This window comes from Mesorhizobium sp. B2-3-10 (assembly GCF_006442275.1).
Taxonomy (GTDB): domain Bacteria; phylum Pseudomonadota; class Alphaproteobacteria; order Rhizobiales; family Rhizobiaceae; genus Mesorhizobium; species Mesorhizobium australicum.
In genome coordinates, this window is sequence record NZ_VFVT01000005.1 from 42,126 (window position 1) to 59,864 (window position 17,739).

14 protein-coding genes and 1 tRNA gene are annotated in these 17,739 nt (G+C 63.5%); 5 read left to right on the forward strand and 10 right to left on the reverse strand.

Annotation, left to right across the window (positions count from 1 at the left end):
• Positions 1-67: 67 nt before the first annotated feature.
• Positions 68-2,149, reverse strand: coding sequence for an ABC transporter substrate-binding protein (locus FJ943_RS15735; RefSeq protein ID WP_140722782.1), 2,082 nt, complete (start codon positions 2,147-2,149; stop codon positions 68-70).
• 103 nt (positions 2,150-2,252) lie between these two features.
• Positions 2,253-3,719 (reverse strand): alpha-glucosidase/alpha-galactosidase, encoded by a 1,467-nt coding sequence (locus tag FJ943_RS15740; protein WP_140715870.1) that lies wholly within the window; start codon positions 3,717-3,719, stop codon positions 2,253-2,255.
• Positions 3,720-3,966: 247 nt separating this feature from the next.
• Here FJ943_RS15740 and FJ943_RS15745 point away from each other — a divergent pair, with 247 nt between their 5' ends.
• A complete protein-coding gene (locus FJ943_RS15745; protein WP_140614689.1) occupies positions 3,967-4,842 on the forward strand; it encodes an AraC family transcriptional regulator in 876 nt (291 codons plus the stop codon).
• A 17-nt stretch (positions 4,843-4,859) separates the two neighbouring features.
• Here FJ943_RS15745 and FJ943_RS15750 read toward each other — a convergent pair whose 3' ends face one another.
• From FJ943_RS15750 to FJ943_RS15770, 5 genes are all read right to left on the reverse strand, one after another.
• Complete coding sequence (locus FJ943_RS15750) at positions 4,860-6,887, reverse strand: aldo/keto reductase (RefSeq protein ID WP_140722785.1); 2,028 nt, start codon at positions 6,885-6,887, stop codon at positions 4,860-4,862.
• 36 nt (positions 6,888-6,923) lie between these two features.
• Positions 6,924-8,003 carry a sn-glycerol-3-phosphate ABC transporter ATP-binding protein UgpC gene (gene ugpC, locus FJ943_RS15755; RefSeq protein WP_140722788.1) on the reverse strand — a complete coding sequence of 360 codons (1,080 nt, stop codon included), beginning with the start codon at positions 8,001-8,003 and terminating at the stop codon, positions 6,924-6,926.
• 8 nt (positions 8,004-8,011) lie between these two features.
• Entirely contained in the window at positions 8,012-8,848 is an 837-nt protein-coding gene (locus FJ943_RS15760; RefSeq protein ID WP_140660715.1) for a carbohydrate ABC transporter permease, read from the reverse strand.
• A complete protein-coding gene (locus FJ943_RS15765) occupies positions 8,845-9,705 on the reverse strand; it encodes a sugar ABC transporter permease (RefSeq protein WP_140722791.1) in 861 nt (286 codons plus the stop codon). The genes FJ943_RS15760 and FJ943_RS15765 overlap by 4 nt, the downstream gene beginning before the upstream one ends.
• 94 nt (positions 9,706-9,799) lie before the next feature.
• On the reverse strand, positions 9,800-11,071 hold the full coding sequence (locus FJ943_RS15770) for an ABC transporter substrate-binding protein (RefSeq protein ID WP_140660714.1): 1,272 nt from the start codon (positions 11,069-11,071) through the stop codon (positions 9,800-9,802).
• Positions 11,072-11,175: 104 nt separating this feature from the next.
• On the opposite strand from FJ943_RS15770, the gene FJ943_RS15775 reads away from it, so the two are divergent.
• From FJ943_RS15775 to FJ943_RS15785, 3 genes are all read left to right on the forward strand, one after another.
• Entirely contained in the window at positions 11,176-12,048 is an 873-nt protein-coding gene (locus FJ943_RS15775) for a helix-turn-helix domain-containing protein (protein ID WP_140614694.1), read from the forward strand.
• 172 nt (positions 12,049-12,220) lie between these two features.
• Positions 12,221-12,296 (forward strand) — tRNA-Phe (locus FJ943_RS15780).
• Positions 12,297-12,759: 463 nt separating this feature from the next.
• A complete protein-coding gene (locus FJ943_RS15785) occupies positions 12,760-13,194 on the forward strand; it encodes a hypothetical protein (protein WP_015319225.1) in 435 nt (144 codons plus the stop codon).
• Positions 13,195-13,203: 9 nt separating this feature from the next.
• Here the strand turns inward: FJ943_RS15785 and FJ943_RS15790 are convergent, their stop codons facing one another.
• From FJ943_RS15790 to FJ943_RS15800, 3 genes are read right to left on the reverse strand one after another with little or no spacing between them, the layout of a single operon-like run.
• Positions 13,204-14,064 carry an alpha/beta hydrolase-fold protein gene (locus FJ943_RS15790; protein ID WP_140722794.1) on the reverse strand — a complete coding sequence of 287 codons (861 nt, stop codon included), beginning with the start codon at positions 14,062-14,064 and terminating at the stop codon, positions 13,204-13,206.
• A 28-nt stretch (positions 14,065-14,092) separates the two neighbouring features.
• Positions 14,093-16,141: a Fe(3+)-hydroxamate ABC transporter permease FhuB gene (gene fhuB, locus FJ943_RS15795; RefSeq protein ID WP_140722797.1), complete on the reverse strand. Its 2,049-nt coding sequence runs from the start codon at positions 16,139-16,141 to the stop codon at positions 14,093-14,095.
• On the reverse strand, positions 16,134-17,060 hold the full coding sequence (locus FJ943_RS15800; protein WP_246671892.1) for an ABC transporter substrate-binding protein: 927 nt from the start codon (positions 17,058-17,060) through the stop codon (positions 16,134-16,136). The genes fhuB and FJ943_RS15800 overlap by 8 nt, the downstream gene beginning before the upstream one ends.
• A 271-nt stretch (positions 17,061-17,331) precedes the next feature.
• Here FJ943_RS15800 and FJ943_RS15805 point away from each other — a divergent pair, with 271 nt between their 5' ends.
• Entirely contained in the window at positions 17,332-17,673 is a 342-nt protein-coding gene (locus tag FJ943_RS15805) for a hypothetical protein (protein ID WP_015319229.1), read from the forward strand.
• Positions 17,674-17,739 lie beyond the last annotated feature (66 nt).

The window sequence follows — 17,739 nt, forward strand, 5'->3', positions numbered from 1 at the left end:
CGGCCGCGCCCTCGACGCGGCCGGGTGTCTCTCAGTCGGGGGAGGTAACTTGCATCGGCCCTTAAACTTACATCGGGCCCTTGTCTCCAGGCTTGCCGGGAAGCTCTTCGGGGAACAATTCGTATTTCGCCTGTTTGTCGGCCGCGACGAAGACCCGTTCGCGGATGATCGAATCCTCGGCCCAGTTGAACATGAAGATCGGCGTGCCCTGCGGGATGTTGGAGAAGCGCTTGTTGACGATCAAGGCGCCGGGATATTCCGTCAGGCCGACATTGTAGACGTGCTCGGTCGAGATCTTCTGGAAGTCCCGCATCAGACTGGCGCGCTGGTTGTTATCCGCCGACGAGACGAACTTGTTGACGATGTCGACGAGGTCCTTCTCGAAAGGCATCAGGTCGACCTCGCCGCTTTCCGGCGCGCGGTGATCCCAGCTGGTCTTGGGGCCGACCGGAGCGAGTTGCACGGTGTTCTGCACCACGGAGGTCAGCTCCTGCTCATTGCGCCGGATCAGCCAGTCGAAGCGGCCTGAATATTGCGTGGCATCGCGCTGGGTGCCGTTAAGCCCGTTGAGCACGATCCGGAGGCCAAGCTTCTCCATCTGCGCGACCACGCCTTCGGCGAGGCTCTTGTCGGTCGTGTAGTCGTTGTTGACCAGCATCACGATTTCGACGTTCTTGCCGTCGGCGGTACCGGCCGGGAAGTTGACGATGCCGTCACCGTCTGTGTCCTTCAGACCAGCCTTGGCGAGTTCGGCCTTGGCGCCCTCGAGGTCGAATGGATAGTAGACGGTGGACTTGCGGTCATAGAAGCTGGTGCCCGAGGAGAGGCCGCCTGGATAGATCGCGGTGAACGGCCCCTTGACGAGGGAATCGCCCAACGCCTTGCGGTCAAGCGCCATGGTGACGGCTTTGCGGAAATCCTCGTTGCGGTTCAGTTCGCGGATCGCCTGGCCGCGCTCGTCCGGATTGCCCCAGCCATTGGCGGAGAAGTTCAGGCGCAGATTGTAGCCGATCAGCCGCGGGCCGAAGGCAAGGCGCGCCGGCGCGTTCGCCTCCGCCGCGCGCTTCAGCGAGGCGACGAAGTTTTCCGGCTGCTCGAGGTTGGAGAAGTCGCCGGCGCCGGCGACCGCCTGAACGTCGCGGTCGGCCCAGGTCGACAGTTTGTAATGCAGCTCGTTGAGATAGGGCAGCTGGTTGCCCTTCTCGTCCACTTTCCAATAGTAGGGATTGCGGCGCATGACGATGATGTCGTCGGCCCGATATTCGACCGGCACCCAGGCGCCCATGACAGGCATGTTCATATATTCGGGCGGGAAGGCGTTCTTGAACTGATCGTAGGTGTTCTTCGAATATTTCGGGTGCTGCGGCTTCAAGATATGCGCGGGACCGGGGCAGAAGGTGCCATAGGCCATTGCATAGAGGTGCTGTTTCGGGAAGGCGTCCTTGAAGGTCCATTCGACCGTGTAGTCGTCGATCTTCTTCAGCGTCGTGCCGACGCCGAAGGTTTCCTGGGTGGCGCCATTGAGCGGCGAGACGTTGGGATCCATGACCTCGTCGTCCCAGTAGAACATGACGTCGTCGGCGTTGAACGGCACGCCGTCGGACCATTTGGCACCTTCGACGAGATGCATGGTCAGCTTGTGGCCATCGGCTGACCAATCCCAGCTTTTGGCAAGATTGGGCAGCGGCTCGGTGTCCTTCGCCTCAACCTGGAACAGCGGCGCGGTGCGCGTCAGGCACTCGGAAAGGCCGATGTCGATGCCGCCCCACCCTTGGGTCTGGCCGGCGCCGTAGTTCCAGCCTTCGGGCCGGCCGCCGATGACATGGCGCATCGTATCGCCGTAGACGCCGATGCCGTCCGGCATGTTGGCGGTCTTAAAGACAAGCGGCTCTTTCGGCAGCCGATCTTTCACCGGCGGCAGCTTGCCGGCCTTGACGTATTTTTCCGTGACCCAATCGGGCTCGTGATAGTCGGGCAGCGCCTTGAACTCCAGGATGGAGTCGCGCGGCACGTACTTGATCTTGCCCTCGGCCGGAAACGTCGCCGGAACCGGTGGGATTGTCGGCTCGGAAGCGAAAGCGTTGAGCGCCGGAACGGAGACGCTCAGCGCCAGTCCGGCGGCAATGCCAATGCTGCGTAGGTTCCTCATTGTCTCCTCCCTCCTGTTCACACGTTTGCTGCTGCTCGTATCTTGCCTGGACGGCAGACTGCGGTGGATTTGCCTCCCGTGGATCCGCCGCCGCGCCCGGTTCTCAGACGGCCTGCTTCAGCGCGGCCTTTTCGGCGCGCAGTTCCTCGATCGAGCGCACGCTTCGCCGCGCGGCTCCGGCCCATTCCCGCGTCTTGACCGTGGATTTCGACAGCCTCTCCTTGGCTGCCGGAACCGCGTGGGCATATTGCGGCAGCCATTGCGCCTGGGCGACGACCATTTCGTCTACCATCTGCCAGACCTCCTCCGGCGTCGACACCGCGCCGACCAGCGGATCATGCAGCACGGCAAGCTTCAGAAGATCGATGTCGCCAGATATGGCCGCGTGGACCGACATGCGCTGGACGTTGATCGAGGCCATGCAAGTAGCGGCACAGGCTTCCGGCAACGTGATGCCGGCGGCCATGTTGATGCCGAAACGATCGACGAAACCGGGTGACTCGATGATGGCGTCCCGTGGCAGATTGGTGATCACGCCGTCATTCCTGACGTTGAAGTGGCCACGATAGACGCGGTTGGTTTCCAGCGCCTCCAATATGTGGCTCGCATGCTCATTCGAGCGCCTTGATGCGTCGATCGGTTTCGACGCCGCTTCGAGGAATTGCGGATATTCGGTCTCGAACCAGTTGCGGGTTTCCGTGGAATAGCGGAGGTAGCCGCCGGTCTCGCCATGGATCCAGTCGGACATGTCGATCCAGCGCGTGATCTCGTCGGGGCGCTTGCGGTACCAAGGCAGATATTCGGAGAGATGGCCGTTGCTTTCGGTCGAATAGACGCCGAAGCGCTTGAGCACATCGATGCGCAGCTTTTCCTGCTGGGAATAGACCGGATGTGCCTCGAAGGCGGCAATTAGCTCATCCCTATCAATCTTGCGGCCGTTCAGCCGCAAATCGATGAACCAGGTCTGGTGGTTGATGCCGGAACAGACATAGTCGAGTTCCCGCGGCGATTTCGCGCCCAGCACCTCGGCGATCTGTTCGGCTCCGTGCTGGACGCCATGGCAGAGACCGACCGTGTCGACCTTGCCGTATTCGATCGCCGCCCAGGTGTTCATCGCCATCGGGTTGGCATAGTTGAGGAATTTGGCGTTGGTATCGGCGACTTCGCGGATGTCCTTGCAGAAATCCAGGATCACCGGAATGTTGCGCTGACCGTAGAGAATACCGCCGGCGCAGATCGTGTCGCCGACGCATTGGTCGATGCCGTATCTCAAGGGAATGCGGATATCATCGGCATAGGCTTCGAGGCCGCCGACCCGCACGCAGCTGATGATGTAGCGCGCGCCCTCGAGCGCCTTGCGGCGGTCGGTCGTCGCGGTCACCCTCGTTGGCAGATTGTTTGCCTCGACAATTCTGTCGAGGATCGCCTTGATCATCGCGAGATTGTGCTCGCTGACGTCGGTCAGCGCGAATTCAATGTCCTTGAATTCCGGCACGCACAATATGTCGGTGAACAGCTTCTTGGTGAAACCGACGCTGCCGGCGCCGATAATAGCGATTTTGAAACTCATCACCTTCACCTCGGTCCAATCGAATGCTAGGCAAGGAGCAGCAAGGGAAGAAAGATGGCCACACGCCTTTGGGCGCATGCCATTCAAGCCGGAATCCGGCTTTTCTCTCCTCCGCCCGCTCCTCGTTCGCGGGTTATTCGCGTTCTTCGAGGCGTGATTATGCGCTTATTCGCGGGCGCGACCAGAGAAGGATTATGCTTTCAGGGGTAATTTTGTGCTGCGGGATTTGATCGCTAACGGAGAGTCGATGCGGACGGTCTCGCTGCCGCGCGGCCGCCAGCGCCTGCATGCCATGCCGACGAGTACGGGCTATGAGGTGCGCGAGGACGTGACCTATGACTGGGACGGGCGAAAGCGCGGTCAGACACCGTTCACCGTCCTGCAGCATACGATCGGCGGTACCGGCCGGTTGCGCTACGAAAACCGCGATTACCGCCTGCAGACGAACGACACGCTGCTGGTGCTGGTGCCGCACAACCACCGCTACTGGCTGGCCAGGGGCGAGCGCTGGGAATATTTCTGGATCTCGATGAACGGCGAGGAGGCGTTGCGCGTCCACAAGTCGATCCTCGACGTGTCGGGTCCGGTCTTTCGGCTGCAGCCGGCGACGATCGATCATCTCGCCGATTGCAGTCTGCGTCTTATCAAAGGGGCCGCTTCTCCAGGCGCTGCTTCGGCGATCGCCTACGAGGCGGCGATGGCGCTCTACGACGATGTGTTCGGCTCGCACGCCTTTGCCGAAAAACAGAGTGCCATGCAGCCGGTCATCGATCATATCAACGCCAATCTCGACAAAGCCCTGCCGGTGGCGGACCTTGTCCAGATCAGCGGACTGAGCCGGGCTCATTTCTCACGCTGCTTCGCCGAGAGCGAAGGCCTGCCGCCCGCCGAGTTCGTGCTGCAGCAGCGGCTGCAGCGGGCGGCGAAATTGCTGACCAAGGCGGATTTCCTGCCGGTGAAGGAAGTGGCAATTCTATGCGGGTTCGAGGATGCGAATTATTTTTCGAAGGTCTTTCGCCGCCTCTACGGCACGACGCCCAGCCAGTTCCGCACCACCGGCATGTATGCCAGCTTGCGAACGCCGGCCAGGCGCGGCGCCAAGGTGTCGGACGACGAGACGTGACGCCGCTTGAGACCTAATCAGGCCGCGTGCAGGCTGCCGCCGTCCAGCCACTCGAGTTCGGCCGGCGAAAGCGCGATGTCCAGCGCCCGCAGGCTGTCGTCCAGTTCGCCCAGCGTGCGCGGCCCGATCAACGGGACCGATGGGAAAGGCTGGTTGAGGACATAGGCCAGCGCAATATGGATCGGGCTCTTGCGCAGCCTGGCGGCGAGTTCGATCGCCCGGTCGCGGCGGCCGAAATTGCGCTCGGAGTACCAGACCCGCACCAGTTCCTCGCTGTCCAGCCTGTCGCGCCCGGCGCGGTCGGTGAAGAAGCCGCGTCCCTGGCTCGACCAGGCGAAATTCGGCATCTGCCTGGATGTCAGCCAGGCTTTCCAGTCGTCGGTGGAGGAGGTGATGCAGCCGGCCCAGATCGGCTCCAGCATTTCGGCCAGCGAAAAATTGTTGGAGAGCGCGCCGGGCTTCTGCTTGCCAGTGCGCTCGGCATAGGCAATGGCCTCGTCCATGCGCTGCATCGTCCAGTTGGAGCCGCCGAAGGGACCGCGAATACGCCCGGCCTTGACCTCCGCGTCCATGGCGTCGACGAACTCGCCGACCGGCACGTCCGGATTGTCGCGATGCATGAAATAGATGTCGACATGGTCGGTCTGCAGACGGTCGAGCGACTGGGCAAGCTGCTTTGCGATCACGTCGGGATAGCAGAGCGGCGAGTGCGCGCCTTTGGCGATGATCACCGACTGCTCGCGCACGCCACGGTTTCTCAGCCATTGTCCGAGCAGCGTCTCGGTGTAGCCGCCGCCGTAGACGTAGCCGGTGTCGAACAGATTGCCGCCAGCCTCGAAAAAGGCGTCGAGCAGGATCGACCCGGAGGAGAAGGTGCGGAAATCCTCGAAGCCGAGCGCCACCACGGAGGTGGGTTTCGGCAGGCCCGGAATGGTGCGCTTGCCGATCGCGGTGCCGCCGGGCCGCAGAGGTCGGCCGGAGATGGTGTTGGTGCGCAGCGCGGCCTTCTCGATCTCGTACTCCAGCCCCACCGCCGCGCGCCATCTGTCTAGCACGCGCAAGGTGCCGAGGCTGTCGGCCCAGCCCATGCCCGGCCAGGCGAATTCCTGTCGCCCGGCGCGGATCGCCTCGCCGGCGGCATCGACCTCGAAGGAATAGACATGGCGCTTCTCGTTGACGCTGATGGTCTCTTGCGCGCCGTCGGAGCCGATCACGTCGATCCGGCCGAGGCCGACATCGCGGTCGCCGCCGGCGAACCAGAAGTCCGGCACCTCAATGCGGCCCTTGGTGCCGAAGATGCGCAGGACGTTGTCCTGGTTTAGCGAGATACTGCAGGAAACCTCGGCGACGATGCCACCGGGGAAATGCAGGACAGCGGAGGCCCACTCGTCAACGCCGGACTGGCCAAGGTGGGCGGCGCCCACCACCTTGTCGGGTTCGGCGAATGGCTCTCCCGCGGCAGCGCCGGCAATGAGGCGCACCATCGACACGGGATAGCCGCCGACGTCGAGGATGCCGCCGCCGGCGAGGTCGTTGGCGTAGAGCCGGTGCTCCGGCATGAAATCAGGCATGGCGAAGCCGAAGCTCGACTTGATCATCCTGATCTCGCCGATGACGCCGGACTTGACCAGGCCCACCAGTTGCTGCGTCTGCGGATGCAGCCGGTACATGAAGGCTTCGCCGAGAAAGGTGCCGGCCTTGCGCGCCGCATGCATCATGGCGTCGGCCTCGAAGGCGGTCAGCCCGAGCGGCTTTTCGCAAAGCACATGTTTTCCGGCTTCCGCCGCCCGGATCGCCCATTGCGCGTGGCCGGGATGCGGCACCGCGATATAGATCGCGTCGATTTCCGGATCGGCGAGAAGAGCGTCATAACCGTCGAGGATGCGGGCGCCGGGAAAGCTCTCGGCCAGGCCCGGCTTGCCGGGGTTACGCGCGCCGATGGCGACCAGTTTCCCGGTGCGCGAACCGGCGACGCCGCCGGCAAAAGCCTTGGCAATGCCGCCTGGCCCAAGAATCCCCCAGCGAATGGGCGTTGATGCAGTCATGTCATTCTCCTTGCGGGCTTGGAAAGGGGCGGCCGGTCAGCGCAGCCGCAGCCCCTTTTCGTCGAACAGGTAGGATTTGCGGATGGAAACGGTGACCTCCGAGGTGTCGGGAACCTTTGCCGCGTCGCGCTGGATCACCACATCCTCGCCATGGGTCGTTCGGGCATAGAGAAAGCTCGTGCCGCCGAGGTGCTCGACCACGTCGATGGCGGCGGTGAGGTCGGCGTCGCCTTCACCGGCGCTGCCAAAATGTTCCGGCCGCACGCCGACGATGACTTTGCTACCCAGTTCAGGCCCTGCGCATTTCAACGGTTGCGTGATGCGGGTCTTCTCCTCGCCCGCCAGCTCGACCACGACCCCTTTTTCATCACGCCCGACAATATGGGCCTTGATGAAATTCATCTTCGGCGAACCGACAAAGCCGGCCACGAACATATTGTCGGGATCGTCATAGAGTTCCAGCGGCCGGCCGATCTGCTCGATATGGCCGGCGCGCAGCACGATGATCCGGTCGGCCAGCGTCATCGCCTCGGTCTGGTCGTGGGTGACATAGACCATGGTGGCGCCGAGTTCCTTGTGCAGCCTTGAAATCTCGACCCGCATCTGGACACGCAGTTCGGCATCGAGATTGGAGAGCGGCTCGTCGAACAGGAACACTTGCGGCTCGCGCACGATGGCGCGACCGATGGCGACACGCTGGCGCTGGCCACCGGAAAGTTTCTTCGGACGGCGGTCCATCAATTCGCTGATGCGCAGTATCTCGGCCGCGCGCTTCACCCGCCGCTCGGTATCGGCCTTGGGGTTGCCGGTCATGCGCAGCCCGAAGGAGAGGTTCTGCTCGACGTTCATATGCGGATAGAGCGCGTAGGACTGGAACACCATGGCGATGCCGCGGTCGGCCGGCTCGACATCGTTGACCACCTTGCCGCCGATGGCGATCTCGCCGCCGCTGATGTCCTCCAGCCCGGCGATCATCCTGAGCAGCGTGGACTTGCCGCAGCCCGACGGGCCGACGAAGACGACAAACTCGCCATCGGCGATGTCGATGTTGGCACCGTGGACGACTTCGAACGCGCCGAAGCGCTTGGCGACATTGGTGAGCGTGACGGTTGCCATTCTGCCCCTTACTTGACCGCGCCGGCGGCGATGCCGGCGATGAAATGACGCTGCAGGAGCACGAAGACGATGAGCATCGGCACGGTCAGCATGACCGCGCCCGCCATGATGCCGCCCCACGACACTTTGGTCAGGCCGATCAGCGTGCCAAGCGCCACGGGTGCTGTCATCGAACCCGGCTGGCTGTTGATCAGAAGTGGCCACAGATAATTATTCCAGGAGGCGAGGAACAGGATGATGCAGAGCGCCGCCAGCATCGGCCGCGCCAGCGGCAAGGCGATGAAGACGAAGATCCGCCACTCCTTGACGCCCTCGACGCGGGCCGCATCGAACAGATCGTCCGGCATCATCGAAAAACTCTGGCGCATGAACAGCACGCCCAGCGAATTGAACAGCGGCGGCACGATCAGCGCCACCCAGGTGTTGGCAAGCTTGAAGTCGCGCGCCACCATGATGAATTGCGGGATCAGCACCACCGCATAGGGCAGCGTGATGGTGCCCAGGATGATGGCCACGACCACGCTTTTGCCGAAGAACTGGTAGCGGGCCAGCGCCCAGCCGGCCATCGAGGTCAACAGCACCGACAAGACGGTGTAGGTCACCGCCACGCAAACGGAGATGACGATGGCGCCGACGAAGTCTGTGTCGCGCTGCAAATTGTTGAAATTGTCGATGAAATTGCCGCGCGGCAACAGTTCGATGCCCGGGCTGAATATGCCATTGTCGGGCATGGTCGAGAACACCACCATCATCCACAGCGGAAACAACCAGATCAGCGCCAGCGGCGTCAGGAACAGGTGCAGTGCGATGCTTCGTTTCAGTCTTGCCGACGAGAGCGAACTCATTTCGGTTCCCTCGTCAGCCATAGCTGCACCAGCGTGATGGCGATCGCCAGCCCGGCCATGGTGTAGGCGACGGCAGAGGCATAGCCGAAATTGAGCGAGCGGAAGCCCTGGCGGTAAAGCAGCAGACCGAGTGTCTCGGTGCCGCCGCCCGGCCCGCCACGCTCGGTGATCAGGAACGGCTCGGTGAACAATTGCATGGTGCCGATGATCGACAGCACGGCGCAGAAGACGATGACCGGCTTCAACAGCGGCAGGGTGATGTAGAAGAATTGCTTGAGCTTGCTTACCCGGTCGAGCGTCGCTGCCTCGTAGACATCCTCGGGAATGGACTGCATGCCGGCCAGCAGGATGATGGCGTTGTAGCCGGCCCAGCGCCAGGTGACCGCGATCATGATCAGCGCCATGGCCGGCGTGACATTGGAAAACCAGTCGACCTTGGGCAGGCCGATGCTGTTCAGCAGCTTGTTGACGATCCCGAAATCGAGGCTGAACATCAGCCGGAACACCGCCGAATAAGCGACCTCGCCGACCACCACCGGGGCGAAGAAGGCGAAGCGGTAGAGGCCGCGCGCCTTGAGCAGCGGCGAATTCAGAAGCACCGCCATCACCATGGCCAGCGCCATCATCACCGGAACCTGGATGACGAGGATGAGCAGCGTGTTCTTCAGCGCGTTGAAGAAGGCGGGGTCGCCGATCAGCCGGCCCCAGTTGAAACCGGGCGCGAAGCGCCACGGCACGGTGCGCGTCGCCTGGAACGAGATCAGGAACGAGGAGATGATCGGCCACACCCAGAAGATGGCGAAGATCAGGAGATAGGGCGTAAGGAAGCGATAGGCCGTGGCATTGCGTGCGCGCATCTTTTGTCCTCCTTCATCCCTGGTGTTGAAAGCAAGCGTGCAAGCGGCGGGTCCAGGACGGCATAGCTGCCGTCCCGGACCCCGTCCTGGGAGTTCAGGACTTGACAGGCAGCCCAGTCGCCGAGGCGATCTGGCTGGCGGCATCGTCGAGTGCCGCCTTGGCGTCGGGATATCCGCCGGCGAGATATTTGGTCTGCACGGCGCGCACGATGATCTCGGCATCGCTCTGGAACTGCGTGCCGCGGCTCGGAACGACCTTGGGCAAGGTGCCCAGAATATCCTTCCACACCGCCTGGCCGCCCCAGTAGGGCTGGCCCTGGCTGACATAAGGGTCGTTCAGGGCCGAGACCAGCGATGGGACGAGGCCGAACTCCTTCAGCATGGTGATCTGGCCTTCATTGGTGCCGAGCGTGTATTTCAAATACTCGTAGGCCGCTTCCTTGTTCTTCGACGCCGAGGTGATGGCGAGCGACGAACCGCCGAGATTGGCGGCGTGCGGCCCGTCCGCGGTCAGGCTCGGCATCAGGTAGACGCCCCACTTGCCGTTTTCGCCGGCCGATTCGGTGCGGATGGTGCCTTCGTACCAGCCGCCATAGACCTGGGTGGCGACGGTTCCGGCGGTGTTGTTGGTGATCTTGGTGCCCCAGTCGGCCGACGAGACGATGCCCGCGTCCTTCATCTCCTTGACCTTGGTCATGGCGTCGACGCATTTGGGCTGGTTGACCGTGATCGACTGGCCGTCCTCGGCGAAATAGGCACAGCCCTGTTCGTTGGAGATCATACGGAAGAATTCACTGTCGCCGTTGAAATCGGCATTGGTCATCGAGACCCCTGGATTGGCGGCCTGGATTTTCTTGCCGGCGGCGATGAAATCGTCCCAGGTCTTGATCGATGCCGGATCGACGCCGGCCTTTTCATAGAAGTCGCGGCGATAGAAGGCGGCGACCGGGCCGGAATCCCACGGCATGGCATAGGCCTTGTCGCCGACTTCGAGTTCGGTACGCTTGAAATCGGGGAATTTCTTCTGGTCTTCCGCCGTGTAGCCCAACGTGTGCAGGTCGACGAAACAGTCGGGAAACTGGCTCCAGTAATTCTCGGCCTCGCCGTTCTCGATGGTCACGATATCGGGCAGGCCGACGCCGCCGGCCGCGCACCCGGCGATCGACTTGTCATAGGTCGGCTGGTTGCCGAGATCCTGGACCGTGACCTTGATGTCGGGATGGACCTTGTTGAAACCGGCAACCGTTGCCTTCAGCGACGAGGCGGCGATGTTCCAGCTCCAGATGGTGATTTCGCCGGATTGCGCGAAGGCCGGGGCTGAGCCCAAGGCAAGCGCTAGCGCGGCGCAGGACAGTGTGATGCGCATTGAAATCCTCCCATTTCATTTGCTCTCTCTGCGAGCCTGGCTAGACTAGGCACCGGCAAAGGCCTGTCCCGGACAAAGGGAATACAAAATTGGCGGAAAGTAAGATGCCCGAACGGCCGTTTTACCAGCCTGGTGCCAGCAGTGTGGAAGGCCTGCCGCTGCTGTTGCAGATGTTCCACACCAATCCGCTGGTGATGCTGAAGCCGCATTGGCATGCCCAGGTCGAGGTGAATTTCATCGTCCGCGGCTCCGTCCACTACCGCATGAACGAGCACGAAATCTCGCTCTCGGCCGGCGAGATGTGCCTGTTCTGGGGCGGCCTGCCGCACCAGATGGACGATTTGAGCGACGACGCCGTCTATGCCGGCGCGCACCTGCCGCTGGTGCATTTCTTCCGGCTGCACCTGCCGGCGGATATACGCCACCGGCTGATGACGGGTGCGACGCTGGTGACAAGCGCCACCGATCAATCCGACAATGACAATTTCGCCCGCTGGAACCGCTACGCCCGTTCGGGCGACCCGGCCAAGACCGAGCATGCCGTCAACGAACTCCTGCTGCGGCTGGAGCGGGTGCGGTTCGAGCCCTATCGGCTGGTGCCGGAAAACGCCGCCGGGCAGGAGGCGGGCAGCCCCTTCGACCAGCAGTCCTCACGCAATGTCGGGCGCATGTGCGATTTCATCGCCGAAAATTTCCTCTACGACATCGATTGCATGAACATAGCGGCCGCCGCCGATATCCACCCCAAATACGCCATGAGCCTGTTCAAGAAATCAACCGGCATGACGCTCAACGAATACGTCAACCTGTTGCGGCTGAGCTACGCGCAGGCGCTTCTGATGCATCAGGACGCCAATGTGCTGCGGGTCGCCATGGACTCGGGCTTCGGCTCGCTCAGCGCCTTCAACAAATCCTTCCGCAAGCTGGCCGGCATGACCCCATCCGACTTCCGCAAGGGGCTGCCAAGCGCCAGATAGGCGGGCGCACGGCATGGAAACCGACCCATCGGGCGACATTTCTTTTCCTGCGGGAAATCCACATCTGGGCGCTGGACAGGCCGGATTCCCATGCTATAACCCACGCGCTTTCAAGGGGCGCCCACGGTGCCTTCATGAAATCCGGAGCGCGAGTTTTCGTTAGCCGGAACAGGCCCAGATAGCTCAGTTGGTAGAGCAGCGGACTGAAAATCCGCGTGTCGGTGGTTCGAATCCGCCTCTGGGCACCATCATTTTAAAAATCCAAGCGCTTATGGCGTGACCACCTGATCGCTATCAATCGCATGCGCCTGTTGCAGGCGCGTTCGCGTGTCGTCGCTTAGGTTTTCTTGTCGCCATCGGGATTTGGTGCCGGTGCCTCTCGCACGTCTCGCGGTGGCGGATCGACATGCTCAGGCTCTGACGGCGCTTCGTTGTCCGGCCGACGGACGGGTGGCTGCGGGCCGGGCTTCGGCTGTGGTTCTTGGATCTTGGCTGGCATATCCAGTTAACCGCAACCACAGGCTCTTGTTCCCTTGTGTCTTAAAGAACCGGGAGGCCAAAGCCTTCTGTCGGCTTGGTGCGGGTGCCCGCCCTGTCACAAAGATCGATGGACGGAACGACTTTGCCTTCGCAGGGCTTGTGGAAGATTCAATTTGCTTGGTGATCCCACAACCCTAGGGCAAACTCCCTGCCGGGGCTGCAGGAGGTGAAATGAGAGCACGCGCAGCAACGCTTGGGGATCTCGAGGATGTCTTCCATGGCCTGTCGAAGCGGATGTCGGACGAGTACGCGGCGGCCGGCAAGGACAGCAAGATCGCCTACGACAATCTGATGATGAATTTGAAGGAAGGCCGCGCGCACGCGCTTGTCGAGGGCGAGAAGGCCGTGGCGATCATCGCCTGGCATGAAAACAGCGACGCCGCCGATACGCTGTTCGCCGCGCGGGAGGATTTCTTCCGCGGCTCGACCGTCCGTTTCTGCAAGCGGCATATCAGGCATATCCAGGCGCTTGCCGGCAACCTTCCAATCCACTCGCGCAGTTGGCTCCAAGGGCCCGACGTCGCCAGGTGGTTCGGCATTATCGGCTATGTCGAGCGCGGCCAGGAAAACGGCGCAAAGCTGTTCGAACTGCCGCCTGCGCGCTGAATAGAAATTCTACCGCACCGCGAACGCCGCCTGCACCGCCCGGTTGACCGTCACCGGCAGGATCGACATGTGGTTTTCGCCGGCATGGAGTTCGAAGCTTGCCCGCAGGCCCGGGAGCGCGTCGAGGCGTTCCGCCATCGCCCTGGCGAATTCGTCGGTAAGGATGAGCTTTTTCTGCGCCAGGCGCTTTTCCTCGTCTTCCGCGCCGACCTGGAACGGCGCCAGCTTTTCGGTCTCATACTCTCCGGCCGACAGGATTACGTCGGCCTTCAGGCCGTCGGGAACAGCGGCTTCGAACCTTTCGAGAAAGCGGTCGATAACGCGATCTTCCCAATAGATGGCAGGGCTGGCCGCAATGAAGGTGCTGAATGAGAGCGGGCGGGTAAACAGGGCGTAGAGCGCGAACAGGCCACCGAAAGAGTGGCCGTAAAGTGCCTGGCGGCTCTCGTCGATCCTGGTCCGGGTGGCGACCCACGGCTTCAGCTCGGCTTCGATGAAGGCCAGAAAATCCCCCGCCCCGCCGGTCCTGACTTCCGGCGTGCCCTCGTGGAAGGGCGGATAGGTCCTGCCCGGCGGTGGCCCCAGATCCCATGAGCGGCGCAGCGGGTCATAGGCGCCCTCGACGGGGTAGCCGATGGCGATGATGACGCCCCAGCCGACATTGGTGCCGGCGGGATAGAAGGCCTGCGCGCGCATCGCGTCGACCGCAGTGCCGATAACGGCGTTGCCGTCGGTCATGTAGAGCACCGGCCAGCCGGCCTCGGGCATTGGCCCCGACGGCACATGGATGAAGACCCGCCAGGGATCGCCTCCGCTTTTGCCAACGAAGTCGTGGACGGTGGTGTCGGCAATCAAGGCTGGCGTCGCCATCGGCTTGGATATCTCCACGGGACAAGGCTCAGCGGCGGCGCAAGAGCCACATCAGGACGGGGCCGCCGATCAGCGTCGCGACGAGGCCGGCCGGAATCTGGCGCGGGAAGATGGCGGTGCGGCCGATCCAGTCGGCGCAGACCATGATCAGCGCGCCGGCAAGCATCGCGCCGATCGCTTGCGGCAGCGCACGCGACAGGCCAAGGCGCCACGCCAGGTGCGGCGCCATAAGGCCGATGAAGGTCAGCGGCCCGACGACCAGGGTCGAGGCGGCGGTGAGCGCTGCCACCATCAAAAGCACCAGCAGCCGTGTTGCCTTGAGGTTGACCCCGAGGCTTTGTACCGCGGCGGAGCCGAGCGGCAGCATGTCCAGCCAGCGCAGGAAGAACGGTGCGAGCAGGAACAGGCAAAAGGCAAACGTCGAGGTCAGAAGCGCCGAGCCGGCGTCGACGCCGTAGGTTGAGCCGGTGAGCCAATTGAGCAAAAGCATGGCGCGCGGATCGCCCGTGGCGGTGAGCACCAGGATCAGCGCGTCGAACAGGGCCGTCAAGGCGACACCGGCAAGCAGCAGCCGCTCTGGCGCATAGGCGGTACGGCGGCCGATCGCCAGCGTCACCAGAAGGGCGGCGAAGGCGCCGATCGTGGCGGCCAGGGTCTGTACCGGGCGGCTGGCATCGGCGAGCGCGAACAGCGCCACCATCATGCCGAGCGCAGCGCCGGCGCTGATGCCGAGCACTTCGGGGCTGGCCATCGGATTGCCGGTCAGCCGCTGCATCATCAGCCCGGCCAGCGCCAGCATGGCGCCGGCGGCAAGTGCCGCGGACACTCGAGGCAGCCGCCAGGCCAGCAAGGGCCGCAGCTGATCGCCGGACGCGAATGTCCAACCATCGGTGCCCGGCCCGTAGAGCAGCGCCAGCACGAGCAGCAAAAGCAGGAGGCCGCCGATCGCCGCCAGCACAAGGCCGGGCCTTTTCGTTCTGGGCAAGCGCTCGGCGGCGAGTGCCGGTGCTTCCGCGCCAAGCGCGAGGCGCGGCAGAAGCCAAAGAAGCAGAGGCGCGCCGAGAAGCGCCGTCATCGCGCCGGTCGGCAGCAGGTCGCCCTGTGGCCCGGTCGCGACCTGCACTCCCTGGTCCGCGGCCCACAGCAGTGCCGCGCCGATCAGCGGCGCCATCACCAGTTGCTGGCCTAGCCGGCGGGCGCCGCCGATGCGCGCGAGCGTGGCGGCGGCAAGGCCGACGAAGCCGATGACGCCGATGGCGGCAACGACGAAAGCGATCAGGGCGACCGCCGCCGCCAGTCCGGCGAAGCGATAGGCACCGAGCGGGACGCCGAGGCTGCGCGCGCCTTCGTCGTCGAGGCCAAGCAGAGTCAGCGGCCGCGCCATGAGGCCGATCGCCAGCGCGGCACCGCCAAGGCGCGGCAAGAGCCACCGCGTCACCGACCAGTCCTGCTGGCCGAGCGAACCGGCGCCCCAGAGGAACAGGCTGGCCAGCCATTCATGCCGAAGCACCACAAACGCAGCACCGATGGCGCCGGCATAAAGGCTGACGACCAGCCCGGCCAACACGACCGAAAGCGGCGACAGGCCCTTGTGCCAGGAGAGCGCCAGGACCGCCGCAAGGGCAGTGAAGGCGCCGGCAAGCGCCACCCATTCGCGGCCGAAGGCAAGCAGCGACGGCGCCAGAAGCGTCGCCAGCGCCAGCGCCAGATAGGCGCCGGCCGAGACGCCGACGGTTTCGGGCGAGGCGAGCGGATTGCGCAAAACCTGCTGCAGCACCGTCCCGGCCAGTCCGAGGGCCGCACCGCAGAGAAGGCTGACGGCGAGCCGGGGCAGGAAAGCGTAGTGGACGAGCACCTGCCTGATATCCTCGACATCGGGGCTTGCGAGCGCCCCCAGCCAGAGTGCCGGCGGCAATTGCACGCTCATGTTGGAGAGGGTCGCGGCGCCGGCCGCGCAGAGAAGCACGACGCAAAGCAGGATCGCGCCCAGGGGATATCCGCCTGGTATGCGAGGCGACGGGGTGCGACCGCGGACGAGGACGGCATTGTCGGGCAAGATCGCTTCCTGCTCAACCACGGGCGGTCTCCGCCGTCAGCGCCGCGGCCAGCAGGCGGGCAAAACGGCTCGCCGAGGGCAGCGTGCCGAACATCAGCACCGCAGGCAGGCGCATGATCGAGCCGTTGCGCACGAACGGCATGGCATTCCAGACCGGGCTCTCGGTCAGCGTTCCGCCCGCCCCTTCGGGCAAGGGTTCGAGATAGGCAAGGCGCGCATCATCAGACGTTGCCAGCCCGTCGATGCCGACGGTTGCAAATCCCCAGTAATTGGTCTCTCCGGCCCAGGCGTTGCGGATGCCGATGCGGTCGAACACCGCCTGAAACAGGCTTTTTTCGCCATAGACGCGCACATTGCGCGGATCGAGGAAGCTGACGACATAGATCGGCCGCGCCGAAAGCGGTTCCAGCTGCTGCTTGATGGTCGAAAAATGCGCCTCCGTCGCCGCTATCAGCGCCTCGCCCTCCCTTTCCTTGCCGACAAGCCCGGCCAATTGCCGGGTCGCCTCGATGGCGCGCTGATAGGGCTGACCGCCCGGCGTATAGATGCCGATCGTCGTCACCGGTGCCACGGGCTCGAGCAGCGGCTTGATGCCGTCGAGATAAGGGATGGAGAGGATGATGTCGGGACGAAGCTGTTGCAGGAATTCGAGATTGGGCTCCAGGATCGTGCCGATGTCGGCGACTTGGGGCGGCAGCGGCGGCTCGACCACCCACCTTTCCCAGACCTCACGGTCGGCGATAGCGACCGGCGTGATGCCGAGCATGAGCAAGGTCTCCGCCAAGCCGTCATCGAGGCAGACGATGCGCGGCGGGCTGGCCGCGGCTGGCGTCACGACGCCGGTGAACGGCAGAGTGAACAGCGCGAGCGCGTGGCGACGCGTGATCCGGACGCGCGGACGATTGACCTCTCCTGGCCGGGGTTGATGATCTGTATTCAACTTGGCTTGCCTGTTGCCCGGGGCCCTGGTCTCCGGCGACCAATCCGAGTTGACTATTAAACAGGATATTCTTAGTCAAGTTTTAAGACGAGGCCGGCGGCGACAAACCCCAAGAAGGCAGGTGACGCGATCCGGCAACAGCTCCTAAAATCCGTCAGCAAACTATCCCCGAAAAGGGGCCGGAGGCGGTGCCGGGCGCATCCGCCACAGCGTGATCGGGTTGCGCTCGGCAGGCGTTGATGGTTTGTTGCCGGTCAGCGGAGATCAAGTGATGCGAGAATCCATGGGTCAAGACGAATACGGGTCGGCGAACCCCTTCGATCCGGACGACCTGCCGAATTTGAACGCGATCGGACCAGGGATCGGCAATAACGACTTCGAGAAGTACGCGGTCGCCGTGATCATCGTGTTCGGCGCCCTGATCATCGGCGGCTTGATGGCCGCGTCGATGACTTTCGGCCACCGCAACGGGTTCCTGTTCGCGCTGGGCGGTGCCACGTCGGCCTGGATATCGGGAAACGCGCTGCTGCTCGACCGGCCACGCATCTATGCGCTGTTCGTCGGCATCGCCGCCTTGATGCTGATCGCGTCGACCATCACGCTGGTGACCTGACGGCTCCCGGGCCATGAGGCGGAGGCCGGTCCCGAAAGGCGGAATCCGGCCTCATGCGGAAAGCAA